The following is a 23,496-nucleotide window of genomic DNA, read 5'->3' on the forward strand; positions in this document are numbered from 1 at the left end:
AAATCAGACGGGTTTCCGAGTGCAGAACCACATGAGGCGGACAGCCGAGTGCTCGACCTTGCAGGGAACGAATAACCTTTACCTGGCGAAGGCACCCAAAATAGGTCATGGGTAAAGCAGGCATACCGGAAGAGCCCTACGTGAACGCCCTCTGAGCGAGATCACAAATGCGCCCCGCACCAGGTACTGGCGCGGGGCGTCAACTGTGCTGCCAGCCAGCAGTCAGGCAGCGACCGGCACAGCCTGCGGTTCCTCCGCGTCAACGGGCGCCGAGGCCACGCTGTTGAACTTGTCGCGGTCGAGGATGCCCTCACGCGCCGACACAATCAACGGTGCAACAACTTGGCCGGCGACGTTGGTGGCCGTGCGCATCATGTCCAGGATCGGGTCGATCGCGAGGAGGAGGCCGACGCCCTCCATGGGGAGGCCCAGCGTGGACAGGGTCAGGGTCAGCATGACCGTGGCGCCGGTGAGGCCGGCCGTGGCGGCGGAGCCGACCACCGAGACGAAGGCGATGAGCAGGTAGTCACCGACACCGAGCTGGATGTCGAAGATCTGCGCGACGAAGATCGCGGCGATCGCCGGGTAGATCGCGGCGCAGCCGTCCATCTTGGTCGTCGCGCCGAACGGCACGGCGAAGGACGCGTACTCCTTCGGCACGCCGAGGCGCTCGGTGACCTTCTGGGTCAGCGGCATGGTGCCGACGGAGGAGCGGGAGACGAAGGCCAGCTGGATCGCGGGCCAGGCACCCTTGAAGAACTGCAGGGGGCTGACCTTGGCGACGGTGGCGAGCAGGGTCGGGTAGACCACGAACAGGACGATCGCGCAGCCGACGTAGATGTCGGCGGTGAAGGTCGCGTACTTGCCGATCAGGTCCCAGCCGTAGGTGGCGATGGCGTTGCCGATGAGGCCGACGGTGCCGAGCGGGGCCAGGCGGATGACCCACCACAGGGCCTTCTGGAGGAGTTCGAGGATCGACTCGCTCAGGTTGAGGATCGGCTGGGCCTTGTCGCCGAGCTGGAGCGCGGCGATACCGGCGACGGCGGCCATGAAGACGATCTGCAGCACGTTCAGTTCGGTGAACGGCGTGATGACGTCGGTCGGCACGATGCCGGTCAGGAAGTCGATCCAGGAACCGGTGTGCTCGGGCTTCGCGCCGTCGGCCGGGGTGAGGCCGGTGCCGGAGCCGGGGTTGGTGACCAGGCCGATGACGAGGCCGATGGCCACCGCGATCAGCGAGGTGATCATGAACCAGAGGAGGGTGCGGGACGCCAGGCGGGCCGCGTTGTTGACCTTCCGCAGGTTGGTGATCGAGACCAGGATCGCGAAGAAGACGAGCGGTGCGACGGCCAGCTTCAGCAGGCCGATGAAGGTGTCACCGACCTTCTCCAGGGTGGTGACCAGCCAGGAGACGTCCTGGCTGCGGGCCAGCCAGCCCAGCAGGACACCGAGGACGAGACCGGCGAGTATCTGGGCCCAGAAGGGCACCTTGAAGGACTTCGTCAGGGAAGACACGGACAAGCTCCGTAAGGGGACGGGACGCGGGGACGGACGCGCTGGACTGACGTGGAGAACGACGGATGAGGAAGGGACGTCAGGGGCGACAGGTCGCGGACGCGCACCGACAGAGGTCCACGTGCAGGCGCGCGACGAGCGCGAGGCTCGGCGGTGTGGGGTGCGCGACTGCTGGCTTCATGCGTATGACTTTAACACTTACGCTTTGGGACACTCAAAGCCTCACTTTGAGAGGCGGGAGTGCACCACTGCCCCCGAAAACGCAAAAAGCCCCGGTTTCCTGTGATTCGGAAACCGGGGCGTACGCGTGTGTGACGGACGTTACGAGGTCTGCCCCTGGGCGGCGGCCCGGGCCGCGTCGTCGGCGAGGTCCTCCTGGCCGCGGTTGGCCTCGAGGTTGGCCTTCATGCGGTCCACGCGGTGCACGACCTGCACCGAGGCCCGGTCCCGCTCCTTGCGCAGCACCACGAAGCTGATGGGGGCCGAGATCAGCAGGGAGAGCAGCAGGATCCACATGCCGTTGGAGTCACCGAGGCCGCGCGGGAACACGCCGGCGTAGACGAGCCCCCAGACGGCCAGGAGGCAGCCCGCGAAGATCCCGAGGCGCATCAGCGTGTAGCGGAGCATCTCAATCCACTCTTCCGTTTCTGGCACAAAGAGGCACTGTCCAGTGAAACATGCCGGGACCCCGGCCCGGCAAGGGGGGTCCCGGCGGGGCCCCCGCAAGGGGGGTCCCGGCGGGCCGCGGCTCAGCCGAGCGGCAGCAGCATCACGATGTCGTCGCGGTCGTCGCCCGGCGCCACGCGGATCGCGCCGGGCACCCGGCCGACCTCCTTGTAGCCACAGGACTCGTAGAACCGCTCCAGGCCGAGGCCGCCCCGGCAGGTGAGCCGTATCGCCTCGATGCCGTCGACGGTGCGGGCCGCGTCCGCCGCCGCGGCCAGCAGGTCACGGCCGTATCCCCGGCCCTGGTGGCGCGGGTGGACCATAACCGTGTAGAGCCACAGCCAGTGGGACATCAGCCGGTGTGTGTTGCGGGTGAGGAACGCGGCGGCGGCCACCCGGCCCTCCTCGTCGTGGCCGACGAGCAGGCGGGTGCGGCCCTCGACCATGGCGACCATGTGCTTCACCAGCTCGGGGCGGACGGTCTCGCGCGTCACCGGCGGGACGAAGCCCACGGCTCCGCCGGCGTTGGAGACGTCGGCCCACAGGTCGAGTACGCCGTCACGCAGTTCGGGGGTGGGAAGGGGATCCAGCGTGAAAGTAAGGGACACGGCAGCATAGTAACCATTACCCCCTGCCCTGACGCCAGAGCTTTGCCCCCTGCCTTGCGCCAGAGCTTCCCCCATGCCTGGCGCCAGGCCGTGACGCCAGAGGGTCACGCCAGTGCCCGCGCCGCCACCCGCAGGTCCGAGAGCAGCCCCTGATACGCCGCGTCCCGGTCCTCGGCGCGCAGCACCGCCGACGGATGCACCGTCGGAACGAGCCGTTCCGGGCGCCCGTGGATCTCCGCCTCCAGCACCGTGCCGCGCACCTGTGTGACCCGGAAGGAGGAGCCGAGCAGCGCCTTGCCGGCCGTGGCGCCGAGCACCACGATGAGCTCGGGTTCCACCAGGGCCAGCTCGGCGGCGAGCCAGGGGCCGCAGGCGGTCGTCTCGCGCAGCGTGGGCGCCTTGTGGATCCGGCGCTTGCGCGGCTCGGCCCGCGTGAACTTGAAGTGCTTGACGGCGTTGGTCACATACGCCTCGGCGGGGTCGATGCCGGCCTCCGCGAGCGCGCGGTCCAGCAGTCGGCCGGCCGGTCCGACGAAGGGTTCGCCCTGACGGTCCTCCTGGTCGCCGGGCTGCTCGCCGACGAGCATGACGCGGGCGGTCGCCTTGCCGGCGCCGAAGACGGTCTGGGTGGCGTCCCTGTGCAGGGGGCAGCCACGGCATCCCGCGGCGGCCGCACGCAGGGCGGGGAGGCCGCCTCGGCGGGGTACGAAGGGCTCCGCGGTGTAGGCGTCTTCGGGCGCACGGGTGCCAGGCATGCGGGTCGGGTACCCGCCGTGGGGGTGAGGACCCGCGCCGGGCGGGGATGGTCCGCGGCCGGTCGCGTGGAGGTGAGAACCCATGCCGGGCGCGGGCGGTCCGCGGCCGGTCGCGCCGTTCCCGCGCCCCGGGGCCGGGACCGGTTCCGGCGCCTTTCAGGAGGCGCCGGGTGCACGTCCCGAGGGGCGCGGGGAACCACGTGGCCGGACGCCACCGGCCCGCGGCCGGGGAACTACCCGGACCTCAGACCCGCATCGGCTGCGGCGCGTCACGGCGCGCCGGGTCGGGGCCGTCGTACTCGCGGATGATCTCGTACCGCGTGTTGCGCTCCACCGGCCGGAACCCGGCGTCCCGGATCAGGTCGAGCAGGTCCTCGCGGGTGAGCTTGTTCGGCGTGCCGTAGTTGTCGGCGTCGTGCGTGATCTTGTACTCGACGACCGAGCCGTCCATGTCGTCGGCGCCGTGCTGGAGGGCCAGCTGGGCCGTCTGGACGCCGTGCATGACCCAGAAGACCTTGACGTGCGGGATGTTGTCGAACAGCAGCCGGGAGACCGCGAACGTCTTCAGCGCCTCCGCGCCGGTCGCCATCTGCGTTCGCGCCTGGAGCCGGTTGCGGATCTTCCCGTCCTTCATGTCCACGAAGTCGTGCTGGTAGCGCAGCGGGATGAAGACCTGGAAACCGCCGGTCTCGTCCTGGAGCTCACGCAGGCGCAGCACGTGGTCCACGCGGTGGCGGGGTTCCTCGATGTGGCCGTAGAGCATGGTGCACGGGGTCTTGAGCCCCTTCTCGTGCGCCAGGCGGTGGATGCGCGACCAGTCCTCCCAGTGGGTGCGGTGGTCGACGATGTGCTGCCGCACCTCCCAGTCGAAGATCTCGGCGCCGCCGCCGGTGAGGGACTCCAGACCGGCGTCGATCAGCTCGTCGAGGATGTCGGAGGCGGACATCCCGGAGATGGTCTCGAAGTGGTGGATCTCGGTGGCCGTGAACGCCTTGAGCGACACGTCCGGCAGCGCGGCCTTCAGCTCCCTGAGCGAGCGCGGGTAGTAGCGCCACGGCAGGTTGGGGTGCAGCCCGTTGACGATGTGCAGCTCGGTGAGGTTCTCGCCCTCCATCGCCTTGGCGAGCTTCACCGCCTCCTCGATGCGCATCGTGTACGCGTCCTTCTCCCCCGGCTTGCGCTGGAAGGAGCAGTACGCGCAGGAGGCGGTGCACACGTTGGTCATGTTGAGGTGGCGGTTGACGTTGAAGTGGACGACGTCGCCGTTCTTCCGCGTCCGCACCTCGTGCGCGAGGCCGCCGAGCCAGGCCAGGTCGTCCGACTCGTACAGCGCGATGCCGTCCTCGCGGGTCAGCCGCTCACCGGAGCGGACCTTCTGCTCCAGCTCGCGCTTGAGCCCGGCGTCCATGCGATACCTCTTTCTCCGACAGATCCGTCAGACTCCGTAAACCGTACGCCCCGGCGCTCAGACCTCTTCCGGCAGCTCGCCCACCCGGTTCTCCCACTTGGTGGAGAGCACGATGGTGGTACGGGTCCGGGACACGCCCTTCGTCCCCGACAGCCGGCGGATGATGCTCTCCAGGCCGTCCACGTCGGCCGCGCGCACCTTGAGCATGTAGGAGTCGTCGCCGGCGATGAACCAGCAGTCCTCGATCTCCCGCAGGTCCTTGAGCCGCTGTGCGACGTCCTCGTGGTCGGCGGCGTCGGAGAGCGAGACGCCGATCAGGGCGGTGACGCCGAGGCCGAGCGAGGCGGCGTCCACGGTGGCCCGGTAGCCGGTGATGACCCCGGCCGCCTCCAGCCGGTTGATGCGGTCGGTGACGCTGGGTCCCGACAGTCCGACGAGGCGTCCCAGCTCCGCGTAGGAGGCCCGGCCGTTCTCCCTCAGGGCCTGGATGAGCTGCCTGTCCACCGCGTCCATGCGATCGAAGCCTTCCACTGAAGAGGTCAGAAGATGTGGGTAACCAAAACGTGTGGGGGGAGGTTCTGCTCGGATCGTGCTCAGCCGGCGGGGCGCGCCCCGCCGAGGTCGCCGCTCCAGCGGCGGTACAGCCCGTGCCCGACGCCCGCCGCGTCGAGGACGCGTCCGGCGACGAAGTCCACCAGGTCCTGGATGTGCGTCGCCCCCGCGTAGAAAGCGGGCGAGGCGGGCACCACGGTCGCACCCGCGTCGTCCAGTGCCACCAGGTGCCGCAGGGTCCGGCCGTCCAGCGGGGTCTCCCGTACGGCCACGACCAGCTTGCGGCGCTCCTTCAGGGTGACGCTCGCCGCCCGCTGCAGCAGGTCCTTCGACAGGCCGAGCGCGACCCCCGCCACGCACGCCGTCGACGCGGGCACGATCAGCATGCCCTTGACGGGGTACGACCCCGAGGACGGTCCGGCCGCGAGGTCGCCCGCGCTCCAGTGCCGTACCCGGTCGCCGCCGAGGTCGACGTCGAAGGTGTCGGGCTTGCCGTCGGCTCCGCGGGCCAGCCACGCGCGCAGGTCCTGCTGCCAGTGGGCGTCGCGGAAGGAGATGCCGGTCTCGTCGAGCAGGGTGAGCCGCGAGGCCCGGCTGACCACCAGGTCGACGTGCTCACCGGCGGCGAGCAGCGCGCGCAGGACGGCGGCGGCATATGGGGTGCCGGATGCTCCGGAGACCCCCACGATCCAAGGCGTACGCTGCGCTTCTCCTGGGTTCACATCTTGAGCCTACCGGCGGACGGGGCAGACCTCAGGACCGGTCCGCGCAAGCATGCGGTCGCCGTGACCTCGTGGAGCGCGCTCCGCGTCACCGTCCGCTGCCGCGCAGACGCGCTACACCGTCAGCCCCCGCACCAGCAGGTCCAGCAGCGCGCACACGAAGAGGGCGATGCCGATGAAGCCGTTGACGCTGAAGAACGCCCGGTTCAGCCGGGACAGGTCGTTCGGCCGCACGATGGTGTGCTCGTAGACGAACGCGCCCGCGACGATCAGCAGGCCGAGCCAGAAGAAGACGCCGGCGTCGGTGGCGACGGCGTACCAGACGAACAGGGCCGTGGTGATCGTGTGGCAGGCGCGGGCGCCCCGGATCGCGGCCGGGATGCCGAAGCGGGCCGGGACCGACTTCACGCCGACCTGCCGGTCGGTCTCGACGTCCTGGCAGGCGTAGATCAGGTCGAAGCCGCCGATCCAGACGCCGACCGCGAGACCGAGGATCACCGCGTCCCAGGACCAGCTGCCGCTGATGGCCAGCCAGCCGCCGACCGGGCCCATCGCCTGGGCGAGGCCCAGGATGGCCTGCGGGAAGTTCGTGAACCGCTTGCCGTACGGGTAGACCACCATCGGGATCACCGCGACGGGGGCGAGGGCGAGGCAGAGCGGGTTGAGCAGGGCGGCGGCGCCGAGGAAGACGACGAGGGCGACCAGCGCGCCGGTCCAGGCGTGCCGCACCGACATCGCGCCGGTGACCAGTTCGCGGTGGGCGGTGCGCGGGTTGCGGGCGTCGATCTCGCGGTCGATGATCCGGTTGACCGCCATGGCGAAGGTGCGCAGGCCGACCATGGCGACGGTGACCAGGAGCAGCCGGCCCCAGTGGATGTTCTCGTCCCACTCGTACATCGCCGTGAGGGCGGCGATGTAGGCGAAGGGCAGGGCGAAGACCGAGTGCTCGATCATCACCAGGCGCAGGAACGCCTTGGTACGCCCCGGCTGCTGCGGTAGCGCGGCGGAAGCCGACGTCACAGTCCGTACTCCTTCCAGCGGCGGTCGACCTTCGCCGCCGTCTCCGGGTCGGACAGCACCATGTCCGGCCAGCCCCCGTCGCGCGTGTACCCCTCCTCGGGCAGCTTCCGCGTCGCGTCGATGCCCGCCTTGCCGCCCCAGAACTGCTGGTAGGACGCGTGGTCGAGGTGGTCGACCGGGCCTTCGACGACGGTCAGGTCGCGGGCGTAGTCGGTGTTGCCGAGTGCGCGCCAGGCGACCTCGTGCAGGTCGTGGACGTCGCAGTCGGAGTCGACGACCACGATCAGCTTGGTCAGGGACATCATGTGCGCGCCCCAGATGGCGTGCATGACCTTCTGGGCGTGCTTGGGGTATTTCTTGTCGATCGAGACGATCGCACAGTTGTGGAAGCCGCCCGCCTCGGGGAGGTGGTAGTCCACGATGTCCGGGACGATGATCTTCAGGAGGGGGAGGAAGAAACGCTCCGTCGCCCGGGCGAGCGGGCCGTCCTCCGTCGGCGGGCGGCCGACCACGATCGACTGGAGCAGCGGGCGCTTCCGCATCGTCACGCAGTCGATCTTCAGGGCGGGGAAGGGCTCCTGCGGCGTGTAGAAGCCGGTGTGGTCGCCGAAGGGGCCCTCGGGCAGCATCTCGCCGGGCTCCAACCAGCCCTCCAGCACCACCTCGGCCTGCGCCGGTACCTGGAGCGGGACCGTCTTGCAGTCGACCATCTCGATCCGCTTGCCCTGCACGAACCCGGCGAAGAGGTACTCGTCGATGTCACCGGGGAGCGGGGCGGTGGACGCGTAGGTCACGGCCGGCGGGCAGCCGAAGGCGATCGCGACCGGCAGGCGCTCGCCGCGCCGGGCGGCGACCTGGTAGTGGTTCCGGCTGTCCTTGTGGATCTGCCAGTGCATGCCGATGGTGCGCTTGTCGTGGCGCTGGAGCCGGTACAGGCCCAGGTTGCGGATGCCCGTCTCCGGGTCCTTGGTGTGGGTGAGGCCCAGGTTGAAGAAGGAGCCGCCGTCCTCCGGCCAGGTGAAGAGGGCCGGGAGCCGGTCGAGGTCCACGTCGTCGCCGTGCAGGACGACCTCCTGGACGGGGGCGCTGTCCGGTTTCACCTTCTTCGGCGGTACGTGCGTCATCGCGCCGAGCTTCCCGAAGGCCTCGCGCATCCCGACGAAGCCCTGCGGCAGCTCGGGCCGCAGCAGTCCGCCGAGCTTGTCCGAGATGTCGGTGTACGACTTCAGCCCGAGGGCCTTGAGCAGGCGGCGGTCGGTGCCGTAGACGTTCATCGCGAGGGGCATGTCGGAGCCCTTCACGTTCTCGAAGAGCAGGGCGGGGCCGCCGGCCTTGTTCACCCGGTCGACGATCTCCCCGACCTCCAGGTGCGGATCCACCTCGGCCTTGATGCGCTTGAGGTCGCCCTCGCGCTCCAGGGCCCTGAGCAGCGAGCGAAGATCGTCGTAAGCCATGCGGTCCAGTATCCCCGAGCGGCTACCCTGGCCCTGTACCTGGGGGCCGTGACGCGTCCCCGCCCATCGCTTGAGCTGGAGAGGCCCCATGCTCCGGGTGCTGATGTTCCTCGTGCCACTCGCGCTGAGCGTCTACGCGTTCATCGACTGCATCAGCACGAAGGACGAGGACATCCGTCACATCCCCAAGCCGCTGTGGGCGATCCTCGTGCTGCTGTTCCCGCTGGTCGGGTCCATCTCCTGGATCATCGCCGGCAAGAAGCGGCATCCGGCCGGCGCGTCGCCCTGGCAGGGCGGCGGCGGACGGCGGCAGTGGGTGGCGCCGGACGACAATCCCGAGTTCCTGAAGTCCCTCGACAAGGACGAGGACGAGGCCAGGGGCCAGGACAAGGACAAGGACAACGGCGGCCGGGGCAAGGACGAGGACCCCAGGGGCGACTGAGGGCGGCGCACCCGGACGGCACGGCCCGGCACGCCCCGCCGCCCGGCACGCCCCGCCGCCCGGCACGCCCCGCCGCCCGGCCGACGGCCGCGCGCGACACGGCCGGGCTCGTCCACGCGTGTCACAGCCAGGCCGTGGCGAGGGGGACGGTGACGGCGGCGGTGGCCAGGAGGGCGAGGTTCAGGGCGATCCGGCGGTCCCCGAGACGCAGGTGGACCCCGGTCGCGCCGGTCTGCAGGACCACGAACCCGACGGCCGCGGCCGGGGCCAGCCAGGGCGCGACGCCGGTGAGCGGCGGGAGGACGAGCCCGGCCGCGCCCAGCACCTCCACCGCCCCGAGGGCCCGCACGGCCGGCATCGGCATGCTGTCCACCCAGGCCATCATCGGCCGGAGCCGTTCACGGCTGCGGACCACCTTCAGCCCGCCCCCGTAGAGGTAGAAGGCGGCGAGGAGTCCGGCGACGATCCAGTAGACGGCGTTCACGACTCCGCCCCCCGGGTGGAGCGCGGGGCGAAGTCGGTGGCGGGCTCGGTCGCGTAACGGCGCATCGTCCGGATGCTGTCCCGGGGCGTCGGGGCCCGACCGCCGGCGAACGTGTCCCGCAGGTCCCGGAAGTACTGCACGTACAGGTCCGGTGTGAACGTGCTGAGCATGACGGCCGGCTGGTCGGTGGTGTTGGCGAAGGTGTGCGGGGCGCCGGGCGGGACCATCACGAGCGTGCCCGCCGTCGCGTCGTGCTCCTCGTCCCCGACGGTGAACCGCACCGTGCCGGAGATGACGTAGAAGCCCTCGTCGTGCCGGGCGTGGCGGTGCTGCGGCGGGCCGGGGGTGTGCGGGGCGAGGACGGACTCGGCGATCCCGAGGCGGTGTCCGGTGGTGCTGCCGTCCTCGAGGACCCGCATCCGCGTGGTGCCCAGGAGGATCACCTCGCCGTCATCGGGGCCGACCACCGACACGGCGGGGTCTGCGAGGTGCGCGCTGGTCTGGGGTTCTTCGGTCATGCCCCGATTCCACCGCCGGAGCACCGGCACCGTCCAAGACCTGTTCCGCGGCCTCGATACCGTACGGGTATCGTCGCGCCATGGAGCTACGCACGCTGCGCTACTTCGTGGCGGTCGCCGAGGAACTCCATTTCGGCCGGGCGGCCGCCCGCCTGCACATGAGCCAGCCGCCGCTGAGCCGGGCCGTCAAGCGGCTGGAGACGGAGGTCGGCGCCGCGCTCTTCCACCGGAACTCCGCCGGTGTCACGCTCACCGAGGTGGGGGCGGTCCTGCTCGACGAGGCGCGCGGCCTGCTCGACCAGGCCGACCGGGTCCGTGTGCGCGTGGCCGCCGCGGCCGGCTCCGCGACCCTCACCGTCGGCATCCTCGGCGACAGCACCGACCCGGGCGTGGCCCGGCTGGCCGACGCCTACCGCCGGCGGCACCCGCGCGTCGAGGTCACCATCCGCGAGACCGATCTGACCGACCCCACCTGCGGGCTGCACGCCGGACTGGTCGACGTGGCCCTGACCCGCGGGCCGTTCGACGAGCGGGGCCTGACCGTGCGCGAGCTGCGCGCCGATCCGGTGGGGGCGCAGCTGCGCGCCGACGATCCACTGGCCCGCCGCGACAGCCTGGCGCCGGCCGACCTGGCCGACCGCCGCTGGTTCCGGTTCCCGGAGGGCACCGATCCCCTCTGGCAGGCGTACTGGCACGGCGGGGAGCCGCGCCCGGGCCCGGTGGTGCGCACCGTGCGGGAATGCCGGCAGGCCGTGCTCTGGAACGGCACGGTCGGCATGACCCTCCTGGACCACGAGCCCGGGGAAGGGCTCGCCGTGGTGCCGTTGACCGGCATGCCGCCGAGCCGCCTGCTGGTGGCGTGGCCCGAGGGCGACCCGGGCCCGCTGATCCGCTCGTTCGTCCGGACCGCGATCGCCGCCTACCGCGAGGGCTGACGGCCCCGTGGTGTCGTCGCCCAGGACGGGCGCCAGACCGGTCCGGGGAGCGGCGCCAGGCTTCTGAAGCGGTCTACGACACGTGGGCCGACTTCGGCGCGTTGCCGCTGATCGCGGTCCGGGGGCTGCACGCGCCGGTGTTCGCCGTGTCGTTCCCCGAAGCGGCCGGGCTCGCCGTCGCGGCGGTGGTCGCGTTCCCGCTCGGGCCGTGGGTCGAGCACCGGGCCAAGCGTCCGGTGGTGATCGCGACCGGCCTGGCCCGGTCCGTCGCGTCGGCGTCCCGTCCCGAGTCGCGCCACTCATGCCCGGAAAAGAGCGGTGGTTTTCTCTTCTGTCCCGCTAATGTTCGTCATCCAGTGACGGGCATCACACACCTCAGGGGGCGCGGACAGGACATGGAAAGACCTGAGAACCCGGAGGCGGCCCGGCAGCAGCCCGCTCAGCCCGCACGACCCCCACAGCCTCCGCCGGCTCTGCCGTCCCAGGCGTCCGGCAGCGACAGGCCCTGGCACAACCGGGTCGCTCCCCCGCCCCCGCCGCCGCTTCCGCCGCACCTGGCGGGCGGCCACGTCGAGATGCGGGTCAGCAAGCGGCTGCTGTGGGTCGGCGGCGCGGCCTACCCGCTGCGGAACATCACGCGGGTGTACACGTTCCTGCTCACCCCGCGACGCGGTGAGGCGACCGTGCTCTTCTTCAAGCGGGTCGGGATCATCCTGCCGGTGGCCTTCGCCATGACGATCCTCGGCAGCCTCACCGGTCTGGGCAGCGACGCCGAGACCGCGGAGGCGATCATCAAGTGGGTCTGGCTCGGCACCGTCATGGCCCTGATCTACTGCGCCGGGTCCCTGGGGGCGGTGCTGATCTCGTCCTCGCACTGGGTGCTGGCCGTGGAGACGTCCGGTGCGTCGACGGCGCTGGTGACGAGCAAGGACACCCAGCACCTGAACCAGCTCGTCGGCCACGTCGTGAACGCGATCGAGAACCCCGAGGCCGAGTTCCAGGTGAGGGTCGAAACGCTCACGATCAACCCCAGGCACTACTACTTCGGCGACAACGTGAACATGTACGGCGGAACGGGCAACGTGGGAATGGGGGCGGCATGATGAACGGCGACAGCTACTACTTCGGTGACAACGTCACCATGTACGGCGGGACGGGCAACACCGGCATGGTGAAGAACGCGGCACCGACCGCCCTGGACCCCGAAGTGCGCTCCGCCGTCGAGGCGCTGACGGCACAGCTGCGGGACCTGCGCACGCAGGTGCCGCCGCCGGCCGCGCAGACGATCGACGAGTCCCTGCCGGTCCTCGCCCCCGACGCCGTGGTCCAGCCGCAGGCCCGCACCCGCGCCCTGATGGCCGTCGCGGGCGTCGCCGCGACCGCCGGGGCGCTGGGCGTGCCGATCGTGGAAGCGGTGAACGGGATCCTCCGGCTCCTGGGCGCACAGTGAACGGCGAAGCCCCGTACCGCCGTTCGAGGAGCCATCCGTTCCGCTGAACAGTGCCGACACACCAGGTGCACGGTCGCGCGCACGGCATTCTCTTGGTCGGGTCTGTTACATCTGCGAACGGAGACCCCCCTCGTGCGAATGACCGACATCCAGCGCTGCGAGATCCGGCCCGGACGCCTCGTCGAGTGGACGCTCAGTCCCAGGACCCTCGACATCGCGGCAGGGCTGCCCGAGGACGAGCGGCCACCGGCGTACATCCAGGAGTCGCACATCCGGACGGCCCGGTCGGTCCGTGAGGACGGGCTGTTCGTGCCGACCTGGCTCGGCGCGGCCTTCGACATCCCGGGCCCGGTCGACCTCGACGTGCTCCAGGAGGCGCTGCGCGCCTGGACCCTGCGGCACGAGACGCTGCGCAGCGGTTTCCGGTGGACCGGCGCGGACGGCGACGAGCTGCGCCGGTTCACGCTCGACGCGGACGCGGTGTCCCTGCACCGGGAGGACATCGGCGACTTCCCGGACGCGGCGGACCTGGCCCAGCACCTCCAGGAGCGCTTCGACAGCGTCGCGGACGCGCTGCGCTGGCCCAACCTCATCTACACGGCGGTCGTCCGCGACGACGGCGTCAGCGTGTACATGGGCTTCGACCACAGCAACGTCGACGCCTACTCCATCTACCGCATCCCCGCCGAGATCCACGAGCTGTACACCGCCGGCGTCGAGGGCCGGACCGTGGACCACCCGCAGGTCGGCAGCTACGTCGACTTCTGCGAGGCCGAGCGGGCGGAGGCGGACCGGATCGACGGCGACCACGACATCGTCGCCCGCTGGCGGGAGTTCATCCAGCGGTGCGACGGACGGCTGCCCTCCTTCCCCGTCGACCTCGGGCTGGAGCCCGGTGCCGCGCTGCCCGTCCAGCGGCTGCTGCGCGAGCCGCTGGTGGACGCGGCCGACGCCGCCGCCTTCGAGGCGTACTGCCGCCCCTACGGCGGCAGCCTGGTCGGCGTGCTGGCCGCGACCGCGCTCGTCGTCCACGAGATCGGCGGGGAGTCCGTCTACCGCACGGTCGTGCCGTTCCACACCAGGTCGCGGTCGCAGTGGTCCCAGTCCGTGGGCTGGTACGTCGGCGGCGCGCCGATCGAGATCCCCGTGGCGCCGGCCCACGACTTCCCGACCGCCCTGCGCACCGTGCGCGCCGAACTCCAGGCCAACCGGCGGCTGTCCCGCATGCCGATCGACCGGGTGCTGCGCCTGCTCGGCACGGACTTCCACCCCACGTCACCGGACCTGTACTCGATCGTGTCCTTCGTCGACGCCCGCGACGTCCCCGGCTCCGGCCGCTGGCCCGACCTGTCGGCGTACGCGCTGCTCAGGGTGTCGTACGGCGACCAGGTGTGCGCGTGGGTCACCCGGCTCCCGGAGGGCCTGTGGTTCGCCAGCCGGTATCCGGACACCGACGTCGCGCACAAGAACCTGCGGCTGTACGTGGAGCGGCTGCGGGACATCATCACCGGCGTCGGCCGCGCCGCCCCCCTGCTCTAGGGCCGGGCGCCCCGCCCGGCGGTACACCGAAGGCCGGTGCCCGTGACGCGGGTCACAGGAACCGGCCCTTGGCGGTGCCTCGGTGCGGCCTCGGCTACACGCCCGAGTAGGAGTGCTTGCCGCCGACGAAGAGGTTGACGCCGTAGTAGTTGAACAGCCAGCAGCTGAAGGCGATCAGCGCCAGGTAGGCGGCCTTGCGGCCCTTCCAGCCGGCGGTGGCGCGGGCGTGCAGGTAGCCGGCGTAGGCGACCCAGGTGATGAAGGACCAGACCTCCTTGGGGTCCCAGCCCCAGTAGCGGCCCCAGGCGTCGCCCGCCCAGATCGCGCCCGCGATGATCGTGAACGTCCACAGCGGGAAGACGGCGGCGTTGACGCGGTAGGCGAACTTGTCCAGGGAGGCGGCGGAGGGCAGCCGGTCCAGGACGGAGTTGGCGAAACGGCCGGGGGTGCCGCCGGAGACGAGCTTGGTCTCGAAGCTGTCCTTGAACAGGTACAGGATCGCGGCCACCGCGCCGACGTAGAAGACCGCGCCGCAGAAGATCGCCGTGGAGACGTGGATGTACAGCCAGTACGAGTGCAGCGCCGGGACCAGCTGGTCGCTGGCGGTGTACAGGACCGTGACGGCGAGGCCGAGGTCGAGCAGGACCGTGGTGGCCAGCGGGAGGCCGAGCCAGCGGACGTTCTTCTTCAGGGCGAGGAGCATGAGGTACACGCCGACGGCGACCGTCGTGAGCGTGATGTTGAACTCGTACATGTTGCCCCACGGCGCCCGCCGCACCGACAGGGCGCGGGTGAGCACACCGCCCGCCTCGATGACGAAGGCCAGCGCGGTGAGCGAGATGGCGATCCGCCCGTAGAGGTCGCCCTTCTCGGTGCCGCCGTGCGCGCCCGGCCCGTCGGGTACGTCGCGGGAGCCGGTCGCGGCCCGCACGACGACCTTGGGCCGCTCCAGGACGGTGGTGCCGCCGGCCGTGTTCACGGTGACGGCCGGGGCGGCCTTCGTCCCGGCCTTCGCGTCGGCGTCGGCGGTCAGTGCGGCGGCCGTACGGCCCACCTTGCTGCGGCTGCCGAAGAGCCACTCGGCGATGTACGCGAAGAAGGCCAAGGTGTACACGGCCATCGCGGAGTAGATCAGCGTGTTGCTGATGTTCGCGAGATTCTCGTTGTTCGCGGCGGCCAGCTCGGTTGCTGCGGCGAGACTCATTTCCCAGGCCTTTCGGCAGGTACGACGTGGGTGTCGGGGGTGTCGGGGGTGGCGTCGTTCTTCGGGGCGTCGGGCGCCTGCTCGTACAGGACCGCGGCGAGGTCGCCGAGTTCCTGGGGCACCTTCGCGGACTCACTGCGGCCGAGGCCGGCCATCTCGACGACCGTGACGCCGTCGTCGCCCTCGACCGCCCGCACCCAGACCCGGCGGCGCTGGATGAACAGGGAACCGGCGAGTCCGAGGACGGCGGCGGTGGCGCCGGCCAGCGCCCAGCCGCTTCCGGGCTGCTGGGTGACCTGGAAGCCGGCCCATTGCTGGATGCCGTCGAAGGTGACCGAGCCGGCGCCGTTCGGCAGCGTCATGGTCTCGCCGACCTTCAGCTGCTTCTTGAACAGCTTGCCGTCGGAGTCCTTGAACTCCTTCAGGTTGCTCTTGTCGAGCTGGTAGATGCTCTGCGGGATGCCCGCGTCGACGCTGAGGTCGCCGTGGTAGGCGGAGAGCGCGAGCATCGGGTTGATCAGCGCCGGGAAGGTGGAGTACATCGCGCTGCCCTTGCCGCCGTAGGTCGGCAGGAAGAACGCGTTGAAGCCGAGCTGTTCCTTCTCCCCCTTGGCGTTGCGGTAGCCGTCCATGACCTTGATGGCGCCGGAGGAGGTGACGTTGGCGTCCAGCGGCAGCAGGGCCACGGCCTCCTTGTCCATGACGACGTCGCCCTTGGCGTCCCTGACGGTGACGATGGGCGCGTAGCCGTGGCTGACGAGGTAGACCTTGGAGCCGTCGACCTCCAGCGGCTCGTTGACCTTGATGGTGGCGTTCTTCTCGTCGCCGTAGGCACCCTTGGTGTAGCTGACGTGGGCCTCGTAGATGCGCGGGGTGCCGCGGTTGGGGCCGGACGGCTCGTAGGTGGCGCGGAAGTCCTTCAGGGTGAAGCTGAACGGATCGAGGTCGTCCTGGCCGAACAGGTTCCCGGACTTGAAGTCGTCGTACTGGGTGAGCGTGTTGGCGAAGCCGTCGCCCTCCAGGATCAGCTTGTTGCCCTCGTACTTGAAGAGCTGGCCCCAGGCGAACGCGATCAGCATCACGATCAGCGCGATGTGGAAGGCGAGGTTGCCCGCCTCCCGCAGGTAGCCCTTCTCGGCGGCGACGGAGTCACCGACGGTGTGGGCGCGGAAGCGGCGCTTCTTCAGCAGCGTCAGGGCGGCCTCGCGGACCTGCTCCGGCTCGGCCTCGGTGCGCCAGGTGGTGTAGGCGGGCAGCCGGGTCAGGCGCCGCGGCGCGCCGGGCGGACGGCCGCGCAGCTGGCCGACGAACTGCCAGGTGCGCGGGACGATGCAGCCGATGAGGGAGACGAACAGCAGGATGTAGATCGCGGAGAACCACACCGAGCTGTAGACGTGGAAGAGGCCGAGCTTGTCGTAGACCGGCGCGAGGATCTCGTGGTTCTTGCGGAACTCCTCGACCTGCAGGGCGTCGACGCCGCTCTGCGGGATCAGCGAGCCGGGGATCGCGCCCAGCGAGAGCAGCAGGAGCAGGAGCAGCGCGACCCGCATCGAGGTGAGCTGGCGCCAGAACCAGCGGGCCCAGCCGATCACGCCGAGGGAGGGGAGGTTCGGGGTCTCCTCCGTGGGGGCGGTGGACAGCTGGGAGCCGGCGGCGCCGAGGTCCTGGTCGTCGCCGGCGGTCTTCGGGGTGTTGTCCGACGCCGTTTTCGAAGTACTGCTCATCGGATCAGATCCCCACAGTGAAGCCGTTGGACCAGGTCTGCATGTCCTGGACGATGCTGTCCCACACGCCGGTCAGCAGCAGCAGACCGGTCGCGATCATCATGATGCCGCCGATACGCATCACCCACACATAGTGGCGCTTGACCCAGCCGAAGGCGCCGAGCGCCTTGCGGAAGGCGACCGCGGCGAGCACGAAGGGGACACCGAGGCCGACGCAGTAGGCGACGGTCAGTATGGCGCCGCGGCCGGCGGTGCCCTGGTCGGCGGAGAGTGCCAGGACGGACGCGAGGGTCGGGCCGATGCAGGGCGTCCAGCCGATGCCGAAGAGCGCGCCCAGCAGGGGGGCGCCCACCAGGCCGGTCACCGGCCGCCGGTGGAAGCGGAACTCGCGCTGGGTGAACCAGGGCATGAGGCCGACGAAGAAGACGCCCATGACGATCATGAGCACGCCGAGCACCTTGGTCAGGACGCCCCGTTCCTCCTGGAGCGTCGAACCGAAGTAGCCGAAGAGCGCCCCGCTGGAGACGAACACGGCGGTGAAGCCGAGGACGAAGAGGGAGGCTCCGGCGACCATCCGCCCGCGCCGGGCCTCACCGAGGTCCGTGCCGGTGACGCCGGTCACGTAGGAGAGGTAGCCGGGGACGAGCGGCAGGACGCAGGGCGAGAAGAAGGAGACGAGGCCGCCGAGCAGGGCGATGGGCAGGGCCACCAGCAGGGCGCCGTTGAGCACCGTGCCGTTGAAGCCGTCGGCGGCGAGCGTGGTCACTGCGGACACGTCACTTACCCGTGCCGTCCGCGAGGTACGGGGCGAGCATCTTGCGCAGTTTCTCCTCGCTGAGCGCCTGGAGCGTGCGCGCGGCGACCTTTCCCTCCCGGTCGATGATGAGCGTGGAGGGGACGGCCTGCGGGTTGAGGGTGCCCTTCTCGAAGCGGAGCATCAGCTTGCCGCTCGGGTCGTACAGGCTCGGGTAGGTGATCCCGTAGTCCTTCTCGAAGGCGCGGGCCGGGCCGGTGGAGGTGTCGCGGGTGTTGATGCCGACGAACTGGACGCCCTGGTCCTTGACGTCCTGGTACACCTTCTCGAAGTTCTTGGCCTCGGCGCGGCAGGGCGGGCACCAGGAGCCCCAGACGTTGAGGACGACGACCTTGCCCTTGAAGTCGGCGACGTCGACCTGTCCGCCGTCGACGGTCTCGCCGGACAGCTCGGGGGCGTCGGCCCGCTCACCCTTCTTGGCGGTGGCGATGCCGTCGGAGCCGGTGATGAAACCGGTCTGGCCGCCTCCGCCGGACGTGCCTCCGGAGCTGCAGGCGGAGCCGAGGAGCACGACCGCGGCGGCGCCGGCGGTCAGGGCGGCGCGGCGACGGACGCGGCCGGTGGTGCGGTTCGAGCGCAGGGGGGCGCGACTGGCGGCACTCATGTGAAAAGTTTCGCATGTCCGTTCCGGGGATCTTGCGCACCCCCCTCACGGGTGGAAAACCGCATTTCAGGCGGCGTTCGACGAGCCCGTCGCGGTGCCTGCCCCCGTCCCCTTGAGGAAGGCGTTCCAGCCTCCGGCCGGCCGCTGCCCCACCTCGACCGTACGGAGCTTGGCCAGCACCTCCGGCTTCTGCACGTCCAGCCAGTCGGTGAACTGACGGAAGGAGACGAGGCGGATGTCCCCGCCCTTCTCCTTCTCCCGGGCGATGTGCTCGAGGGCGTTCTCGACGGCGTCCATGTAGATGCCGCCGTTCCACTCCTCGAAGTGGTTGCCGACGAAGAAGGGCGCCCGGTTCGACTCGTATGCCCGCTTGAAGCCGGATATGTACGCGTTCGTTGCCTGCTCGCGCCAGCCCGGGTAGTTGTGGGCGGGCGCCTTGGTCGAGTTCACGGACTGGTTGGCGAGGATGTTGTAGTCCATGGAGAGGACCTCGAAGGAGTGTCCGGGGAAAGGTATCTGCTGCAACGGCAGATCCCAGATCCCGTCCTTCTTCACTGGCCACACCTGACGGCCGCCGGGCGAGGAGGCGTCGTAGCGCCAGCCGAGCTCGCGGGCGGTGGGCAGCAGGTTGTCCTGGCCGAGCAGACAGGGGGTGCGACCGCCGACGAGTTCCTTGTCGTAGTCGAAGGGCAGGGACGGCAGGTCGGTCCAGCCGGTGTTGGTCCGCCACTCCTTCACGAAGGACTTCGCCTGGTCGATCTCGCTGCGCCACTGCGCCGGGGTCCAGTTGCCGACCGTGCCGCTGCCGCCGCAGAAGTGGCCGTTGAAGTGGGTGCCGATCTCATGGCCGTCGAGCCAGGCCCGCCGGACGTTCTCCAGGGTGTCCTTGATGTGGGCGTCGGTGAGGTAGCCGATGTCGGAGGCGCCGCGCGGGTTGTTCGGCGGGTCGTAGAGACGCTTCTTCGACTCGGGCAGCAGGTAGAGGCCCGAGAGGAAGAAGGTCATGTGCGCACCGTGCTCCTTCGCGAGGTCGAGGAAGCGCGGGAACAGCCCGTTGCCGACCTCGCCCGCGCCGTCCCAGGAGAAGACGACGAACTGCGGCGGGGTCTGGCCGGGTTCCAGCGGCACGGGCGCGTCCGGCTGGTGGGGCTGCTTGCCGGTGTACGACGTCGAGCCGTCGCCGATGGGCTCGGCGGGGGGCTTGCCGCTGCCGGAAGGCGAGGGCTCGCCGGAACCGCCGGCCCGGTGCGAGCCGCCCGCCGATGTGCCGGAGCCGTTACCGCAGCCCGCGAGCCCGACGGCGGCCGCGGCACCCGCGCCTAGTCCGAGCATCCCCCTGCGGGTGAGAGAGCGGGTGGAAGTGCGCATCGCAACCTCGTTCGTCACGTCCTCTGGTGGTCACTGAGTCAGAGGACGTGACGAACGTGCGGGTTCCGGATGTTTGTGCGGATTCGGTAACGGGCGCGGCCGCCGGAACCGGCCGCTCCCCTGGCCGGCCGGTCGCCTGGCCGGCCGGTCGCCGTCAGGCTCCGAAGGCCTTGCCCTGCCCCTTGACCGGCTTGGCTCCCGCGAGCAGATGGGCCGGGACGAGGTCACGGGCGGGCTCGGTGTAGCCGACGGACACGATCCGGTCGCCCTGGAACGTGAACGTCGTCAGGGACGCCAGCGTGCACTGCCGCTTGCGGGGGTCGTGCCACAGTCGCCGCCGCTCGACGTACGACCGCAGTATCCAGATCGGGAGCTGGTGGCTGACGAGCACGGCCTCGTGCCCGCGGGCCCGGTCCTTGGCCGCCGTCAGCGCGCCCATCATGCGCACGACCTGGTCGACGTACGGCTCGCCCCAGGACGGCTTGAACGGGTTGACCACGTGCTTCCAGTTGGCGGGGCGGCGCAGCGCGCCGTCGCCGATGCCGAAGGTCTTGCCCTGGAAGACGTTGTCGGCCTCGATGAGCCGCTCGTCGGTGGCGAGGTCCAGACCGTGCGCCTTCGCGATCGGCGTCGCCGTCTCCTGCGCCCGCTCCAGCGGGGACGCGACGACGTGGGTGACGTCGCGGGGGGCGAGGTGCTCGGCGACCCGGTCGGCCATGCGGCGGCCCAGCTCGGAGAGGTGGTAGCCGGGCAGGCGGCCGTAGAGGACACCGGTGGGGTTCTCGACCTCGCCGTGCCGCATCACGTGGACGACGGTGATGTCCTTGGCCGCTTCCGCGCCGTTCCCGCTGTTCAGGCTGTTGCCGCTGTGCTCGCTCATGCCGTCGCCTCCGCGGCCGCGCGGGCCGCCGCCGGAAGGGCGTCGGCGATGCGCTGGACGGCCCGCTCGTCGTGGGCGGTGGACACGAACCAGGACTCGAAGGAGGACGGCGGCAGGTAGACGCCGTTCGCGAGCAGCGAGTGGAAGAAGGCGGTGAAGCGGAAGGAATCCTGCGCCTTGGCGTCCTCGTAGGTGCGTACGGGCCGGTCCGTGAAGAAGACGGAGAACATGTTGGAGGCGGTCTGCAGCCGGTGCGCGACGCCCTCCTTGCTCAGCGCCTCGGTGACGAGCGACTGGATCTGCGCGGACACGGCGTTGACCGTCTCGTACGCGGCGTCGTCGAGGAGCCGCAGCTGGGCGAGACCGGCGGCGGTGGCCACCGGGTTCCCGGAGAGGGTGCCGGCCTGGTAGACGGGCCCGGCCGGAGCGAGGTGCGCCATGACGTCGGCGCGCCCGCCGAACGCGGCGGCGGGGAAACCACCGCCCATGACCTTGCCGAAGGTCATCAGGTCGGGGACGACGCCCTCCACTCCGTACCAGCCGGCCCGGCTGGTACGGAACCCGGTCATGACCTCGTCGGAGACGAACAGCGCGCCGTTCTCGGCGCAGACGTCCTTCAGCCCCTGGTTGAACCCGGGCAGCGGCGGCACGACGCCCATGTTGCCGGGCGACGCCTCGGTGATGACGCAGGCGATCTCGCCGGGGTGGGCGGCGAAGGCGGCGCGCACGGCGTCGAGGTCGTTGTACGGCAGCACGATCGTGTCGCTCGCCTGGGCACCGGTGACGCCCGGGGTGTCGGGCAGCGCGAAGGTGGCGACGCCGGAGCCGGCCGCGGCGAGCAGCGAGTCGACGTGCCCGTGGTAGCACCCGGCGAACTTGATCACCTTGGTCCGCCGCGTGAACCCCCGGGCGAGCCGGATGGCCGACATGGTGGCCTCGGTGCCGCTGGACACCAGCCGCACCTGCTCCAGCGGGGCGACCCGCTCGACCATCGCCTCCGCGAGGGCGACCTCACCCTCGGCGGGCGTGCCGAACGACGTCCCGCGCGCGACCGCCTCCTGCACGGCGGCGATCACCTCGGGGTGCGCGTGCCCGAGGATCATCGGCCCCCAGGAGCAGACGAGGTCGACGTACTCCCGCCCGTCGGCGTCGGTCAGGTACGGCCCGGTGCCGGACACCATGAACCGGGGCGTGCCGCCGACGGCGCGGAAGGCCCGCACCGGGGAGTTCACGCCGCCGGGCGTGACGGCCGCCGCGCGGTCGAACAGAGCCTGCGAGGCCGGTGCTTCGTATGGATATGCCAGTTCGCTCATGACCTGCGACGTCTCCGACCTTCTCGACCTTCTCCGACTTATCGGACTCTGCTCGGCCTCTGGTTGCCCAGGGTGACCTCATCAGGGTAGACAACCCGCCCGAACGCCGTGCCGTCTGCCAGACTGGAGCCCGTCCCCGCAGCTCATGCGGGCGGCACGGACAGGGGCTACCGGCGTCCCGGGGACGTATGACGGGTATGCGACGGTCATATGTTCCACCGCACGTTTCGGCGGGCGGCCGCGGGGGAGGTCACTGACACGATGATCGGGTTGCGCGGCGGGGGCCACGCGTCCTAGAAAAGCAGTCGGGTGGAGATATGCATCGCGGTGGCGGACTGGGCGAGGGGACCGACGACCTGGGTCCTCGACGCGCCCGTCGCGGAAGGCACCGACGCGAGGCGGAGGAAGCGACCGAAGCACGTCAGGCACACGGCGCACCGGGCGAGCCCGGCCGGCTCGACAGGCGGGCCGACCGGCTGGGGTCGGGGAGCAGGAATGGTGGTCGGGTGGGGGTGACCTACAAGTACTTCGGCGCGCCCGACGGCGCGACCGCGGCCCGCGTCCCGATCTCGATGCGCCCCGAGGAGCTGGGCGGCGACGAGCTCGGCATGAACGGCATGTTCACCAAGATCAAGCCGGAGACCATGGCCGCCATGGTCCTCACCGGCATCGAGGGCGTCCCCCTGTACAGAGTGCCCCCGCTGGAACTGGTGGTCCTCCACCCCGACTACGCGGTGGTGAAACTCCCGATGACCGTCGTCGACCCCCTGCGCGGCATCGGCGAGGAGGCGGTCGGCGCGGCGGCCTTCATCTGGTCGACGGTGCCGGACCGGGGCGGCCCGCGGGACGCGTTCGACGTGTACCGGTTGCTGCACGAGTGGCAGGACTTCAGCCATCGGCTGCATGAGGCGGGGCATCAGCCGTATTGCCTGGTGTGGCCCTGAGCTGGGGTTTCTTTCGGTTAGGCGGGGCCTTCGGCTCCTCCCTCGTCTTGTGCCGGGAGGGGCCGTCAGGCGGCCAGGGCACTTTGGTTTTGCTGGGGCACCGATGTGCCCGCCCGCGCACCATCGTCCGCACTGCCGTGGCCGCCCCACCAACACCGAGGAGTTCATCCGCCTGCTCAGCCGCACCGAGGGTGTGTTGGTCGAAGCCGTGTACTTCCCTTCCGGCGACGTACGCGGCTACAAGGTCGCCGGCGAGCGCATCCCCACCACCTCAGGCGAGCGCATCCCCACCACCTCACCGGTCACGATGTTGGAGCCTCTCAGGCCCACCTCGCCGCCTTCGGTGAAGCGTCGCCCTGCCCCTCCCCCTCGCCCCCGCATCCATCCGCGCCCAGCTCCGCGAAGTCGCTTCCGCCTGCGAGCGCGCCACGCGCTCCCGCATCCAGGGTGAACACCATCATGCCCGCGTCCCGCGAAGCGTCACACGGGCGATGCTTCGCGAGCCCGTGCCAAGCGACGGTACGGCGCTGGCGATGCTCCTCGATGCCGCGATCCTGGTCACCATCGCGGCCGCGGG

The 23,496-nt window shown here is 70.6% G+C and carries 25 protein-coding genes and 1 pseudogene; 7 read left to right on the plus strand and 19 right to left on the minus strand.

Going from position 1 to position 23,496, the window contains the following annotated elements; all coding sequences use genetic code 11:
- Positions 1-222 precede the first annotated feature (222 nt).
- The 10 genes from KUM32_RS05650 to KUM32_RS05690 form a co-directional block, all read right to left on the minus strand.
- On the minus strand, positions 223-1,521 hold the full coding sequence (locus KUM32_RS05650) for a dicarboxylate/amino acid:cation symporter (protein WP_217140674.1): 1,299 nt from the start codon (positions 1,519-1,521) through the stop codon (positions 223-225).
- 73 nt (positions 1,522-1,594) lie between these two features.
- On the minus strand, positions 1,595-1,696 hold the full coding sequence (locus tag KUM32_RS45205) for a putative leader peptide (protein ID WP_374227486.1): 102 nt from the start codon (positions 1,694-1,696) through the stop codon (positions 1,595-1,597).
- A 140-nt stretch (positions 1,697-1,836) separates the two neighbouring features.
- Positions 1,837-2,142 (minus strand): DUF4229 domain-containing protein, encoded by a 306-nt coding sequence (locus KUM32_RS05655; protein WP_217140675.1) that lies wholly within the window; start codon positions 2,140-2,142, stop codon positions 1,837-1,839.
- A gap of 122 nt (positions 2,143-2,264) precedes the next feature.
- Positions 2,265-2,789 carry a GNAT family N-acetyltransferase gene (locus KUM32_RS05660; RefSeq protein ID WP_217140676.1) on the minus strand — a complete coding sequence of 175 codons (525 nt, stop codon included), beginning with the start codon at positions 2,787-2,789 and terminating at the stop codon, positions 2,265-2,267.
- 104 nt (positions 2,790-2,893) lie between these two features.
- Positions 2,894-3,544: a UdgX family uracil-DNA binding protein gene (locus tag KUM32_RS05665; protein ID WP_217140677.1), complete on the minus strand. Its 651-nt coding sequence runs from the start codon at positions 3,542-3,544 to the stop codon at positions 2,894-2,896.
- 244 nt (positions 3,545-3,788) lie between these two features.
- Positions 3,789-4,952: an aminofutalosine synthase MqnE gene (gene mqnE / locus KUM32_RS05670; RefSeq protein WP_217140678.1), complete on the minus strand. Its 1,164-nt coding sequence runs from the start codon at positions 4,950-4,952 to the stop codon at positions 3,789-3,791.
- Between the two features lie 57 nt (positions 4,953-5,009).
- Positions 5,010-5,465, minus strand: a complete 456-nt coding sequence (locus KUM32_RS05675) for an Lrp/AsnC family transcriptional regulator (RefSeq protein ID WP_217140679.1) — start codon at positions 5,463-5,465, stop codon at positions 5,010-5,012.
- Between the two features lie 80 nt (positions 5,466-5,545).
- Positions 5,546-6,226: a UbiX family flavin prenyltransferase gene (locus KUM32_RS05680; RefSeq protein ID WP_217140680.1), complete on the minus strand. Its 681-nt coding sequence runs from the start codon at positions 6,224-6,226 to the stop codon at positions 5,546-5,548.
- A 114-nt stretch (positions 6,227-6,340) separates the two neighbouring features.
- Entirely contained in the window at positions 6,341-7,246 is a 906-nt protein-coding gene (gene mqnP, locus KUM32_RS05685; protein ID WP_217140681.1) for a menaquinone biosynthesis prenyltransferase MqnP, read from the minus strand.
- Positions 7,243-8,700: a menaquinone biosynthesis decarboxylase gene (locus KUM32_RS05690; protein ID WP_217140682.1), complete on the minus strand. Its 1,458-nt coding sequence runs from the start codon at positions 8,698-8,700 to the stop codon at positions 7,243-7,245. Before KUM32_RS05690 ends, mqnP begins: the two co-directional genes overlap by 4 nt.
- Before the next feature lie 88 nt (positions 8,701-8,788).
- Here KUM32_RS05690 and KUM32_RS05695 point away from each other — a divergent pair, with 88 nt between their 5' ends.
- Complete coding sequence (locus tag KUM32_RS05695; RefSeq protein WP_217140683.1) at positions 8,789-9,142, plus strand: PLD nuclease N-terminal domain-containing protein; 354 nt, start codon at positions 8,789-8,791, stop codon at positions 9,140-9,142.
- Between the two features lie 121 nt (positions 9,143-9,263).
- Here KUM32_RS05695 and KUM32_RS05700 read toward each other — a convergent pair whose 3' ends face one another.
- Both KUM32_RS05700 and KUM32_RS05705 read right to left on the minus strand, forming a co-directional pair.
- Positions 9,264-9,626, minus strand: a complete 363-nt coding sequence (locus KUM32_RS05700; protein ID WP_217140684.1) for a DoxX family protein — start codon at positions 9,624-9,626, stop codon at positions 9,264-9,266.
- Positions 9,623-10,144, minus strand: a complete 522-nt coding sequence (locus tag KUM32_RS05705; protein WP_217140685.1) for a cupin domain-containing protein — start codon at positions 10,142-10,144, stop codon at positions 9,623-9,625. Before KUM32_RS05705 ends, KUM32_RS05700 begins: the two co-directional genes overlap by 4 nt.
- 80 nt (positions 10,145-10,224) lie before the next feature.
- Between KUM32_RS05705 and KUM32_RS05710 the strand changes: the two genes are divergently transcribed.
- The 4 genes from KUM32_RS05710 (at position 10,225) to KUM32_RS05725 (ending at position 14,068) form a co-directional block, all read left to right on the plus strand.
- A complete protein-coding gene (locus KUM32_RS05710) occupies positions 10,225-11,079 on the plus strand; it encodes a LysR family transcriptional regulator (protein ID WP_217140686.1) in 855 nt (284 codons plus the stop codon).
- 395 nt (positions 11,080-11,474) lie between these two features.
- Entirely contained in the window at positions 11,475-12,182 is a 708-nt protein-coding gene (locus KUM32_RS05715) for a DUF6232 family protein (RefSeq protein WP_308408596.1), read from the plus strand.
- Positions 12,179-12,529, plus strand: coding sequence for a hypothetical protein (locus KUM32_RS05720; protein WP_308408597.1), 351 nt, complete (start codon positions 12,179-12,181; stop codon positions 12,527-12,529). Before KUM32_RS05715 ends, KUM32_RS05720 begins: the two co-directional genes overlap by 4 nt.
- A 132-nt stretch (positions 12,530-12,661) precedes the next feature.
- Positions 12,662-14,068: a condensation domain-containing protein gene (locus KUM32_RS05725; RefSeq protein ID WP_217140687.1), complete on the plus strand. Its 1,407-nt coding sequence runs from the start codon at positions 12,662-12,664 to the stop codon at positions 14,066-14,068.
- Between the two features lie 94 nt (positions 14,069-14,162).
- Here the strand turns inward: KUM32_RS05725 and ccsB are convergent, their stop codons facing one another.
- From ccsB to hemL, 7 genes are all read right to left on the minus strand, one after another.
- Positions 14,163-15,272 carry a c-type cytochrome biogenesis protein CcsB gene (ccsB, locus tag KUM32_RS05730; RefSeq protein WP_217140688.1) on the minus strand — a complete coding sequence of 370 codons (1,110 nt, stop codon included), beginning with the start codon at positions 15,270-15,272 and terminating at the stop codon, positions 14,163-14,165.
- Entirely contained in the window at positions 15,269-16,996 is a 1,728-nt protein-coding gene (locus tag KUM32_RS05735) for a cytochrome c biogenesis protein ResB (protein ID WP_217140689.1), read from the minus strand. The genes ccsB and KUM32_RS05735 overlap by 4 nt, the downstream gene beginning before the upstream one ends.
- A 4-nt stretch (positions 16,997-17,000) precedes the next feature.
- Positions 17,001-17,771, minus strand: coding sequence for a cytochrome c biogenesis CcdA family protein (locus KUM32_RS05740; RefSeq protein WP_217140690.1), 771 nt, complete (start codon positions 17,769-17,771; stop codon positions 17,001-17,003).
- Between the two features lies 1 nt (position 17,772).
- Complete coding sequence (locus KUM32_RS05745; RefSeq protein ID WP_217140691.1) at positions 17,773-18,414, minus strand: TlpA disulfide reductase family protein; 642 nt, start codon at positions 18,412-18,414, stop codon at positions 17,773-17,775.
- A gap of 66 nt (positions 18,415-18,480) precedes the next feature.
- Entirely contained in the window at positions 18,481-19,782 is a 1,302-nt protein-coding gene (locus tag KUM32_RS05750; protein ID WP_217140692.1) for a polysaccharide deacetylase family protein, read from the minus strand.
- A 154-nt stretch (positions 19,783-19,936) separates the two neighbouring features.
- Positions 19,937-20,662, minus strand: coding sequence for a histidine phosphatase family protein (locus KUM32_RS05755; RefSeq protein WP_217140693.1), 726 nt, complete (start codon positions 20,660-20,662; stop codon positions 19,937-19,939).
- A complete protein-coding gene (gene hemL, locus KUM32_RS05760) occupies positions 20,659-21,975 on the minus strand; it encodes a glutamate-1-semialdehyde 2,1-aminomutase (protein WP_217140694.1) in 1,317 nt (438 codons plus the stop codon). The genes KUM32_RS05755 and hemL overlap by 4 nt, the downstream gene beginning before the upstream one ends.
- Positions 21,976-22,292: 317 nt before the next feature.
- Here hemL and KUM32_RS05765 point away from each other — a divergent pair, with 317 nt between their 5' ends.
- Positions 22,293-22,919 carry a hypothetical protein gene (locus KUM32_RS05765; protein ID WP_217140695.1) on the plus strand — a complete coding sequence of 209 codons (627 nt, stop codon included), beginning with the start codon at positions 22,293-22,295 and terminating at the stop codon, positions 22,917-22,919.
- Between the two features lie 110 nt (positions 22,920-23,029).
- Positions 23,030-23,494, plus strand: a pseudogene (locus KUM32_RS44900) (mobilization protein); the annotation flags it as partial.
- Between the last annotated feature and the right edge of the window lie 2 nt (positions 23,495-23,496).

Source organism: Streptomyces sp. AC627_RSS907, assembly GCF_019049165.1.

Coding starts and splice junctions, on each gene's coding strand:
- KUM32_RS45205 (WP_374227486.1), bottom strand. CDS start 1,696: ATGAAGCCAGCAGTCGCGCACCCCACACCGCCGAGCCTCGCGCTCGTC.
- KUM32_RS05655 (WP_217140675.1), bottom strand. CDS start 2,142: ATGCTCCGCTACACGCTGATGCGCCTCGGGATCTTCGCGGGCTGCCTC.
- KUM32_RS05665 (WP_217140677.1), bottom strand. CDS start 3,544: ATGCCTGGCACCCGTGCGCCCGAAGACGCCTACACCGCGGAGCCCTTC.
- mqnE (WP_217140678.1), bottom strand. CDS start 4,952: ATGGACGCCGGGCTCAAGCGCGAGCTGGAGCAGAAGGTCCGCTCCGGT.
- KUM32_RS05675 (WP_217140679.1), bottom strand. CDS start 5,465: ATGGACGCGGTGGACAGGCAGCTCATCCAGGCCCTGAGGGAGAACGGC.
- KUM32_RS05690 (WP_217140682.1), bottom strand. CDS start 8,700: ATGGCTTACGACGATCTTCGCTCGCTGCTCAGGGCCCTGGAGCGCGAG.
- KUM32_RS05695 (WP_217140683.1), top strand. CDS start 8,789: ATGCTCCGGGTGCTGATGTTCCTCGTGCCACTCGCGCTGAGCGTCTAC.
- KUM32_RS05705 (WP_217140685.1), bottom strand. CDS start 10,144: ATGACCGAAGAACCCCAGACCAGCGCGCACCTCGCAGACCCCGCCGTG.
- KUM32_RS05710 (WP_217140686.1), top strand. CDS start 10,225: ATGGAGCTACGCACGCTGCGCTACTTCGTGGCGGTCGCCGAGGAACTC.
- KUM32_RS05715 (WP_308408596.1), top strand. CDS start 11,475: ATGGAAAGACCTGAGAACCCGGAGGCGGCCCGGCAGCAGCCCGCTCAG.
- KUM32_RS05720 (WP_308408597.1), top strand. CDS start 12,179: ATGATGAACGGCGACAGCTACTACTTCGGTGACAACGTCACCATGTAC.
- ccsB (WP_217140688.1), bottom strand. CDS start 15,272: ATGAGTCTCGCCGCAGCAACCGAGCTGGCCGCCGCGAACAACGAGAAT.
- KUM32_RS05735 (WP_217140689.1), bottom strand. CDS start 16,996: ATGAGCAGTACTTCGAAAACGGCGTCGGACAACACCCCGAAGACCGCC.
- KUM32_RS05745 (WP_217140691.1), bottom strand. CDS start 18,414: ATGAGTGCCGCCAGTCGCGCCCCCCTGCGCTCGAACCGCACCACCGGC.
- KUM32_RS05750 (WP_217140692.1), bottom strand. CDS start 19,782: ATGCGCACTTCCACCCGCTCTCTCACCCGCAGGGGGATGCTCGGACTA.
- KUM32_RS05755 (WP_217140693.1), bottom strand. CDS start 20,662: ATGAGCGAGCACAGCGGCAACAGCCTGAACAGCGGGAACGGCGCGGAA.
- hemL (WP_217140694.1), bottom strand. CDS start 21,975: ATGAGCGAACTGGCATATCCATACGAAGCACCGGCCTCGCAGGCTCTG.
- KUM32_RS05765 (WP_217140695.1), top strand. CDS start 22,293: ATGCATCGCGGTGGCGGACTGGGCGAGGGGACCGACGACCTGGGTCCT.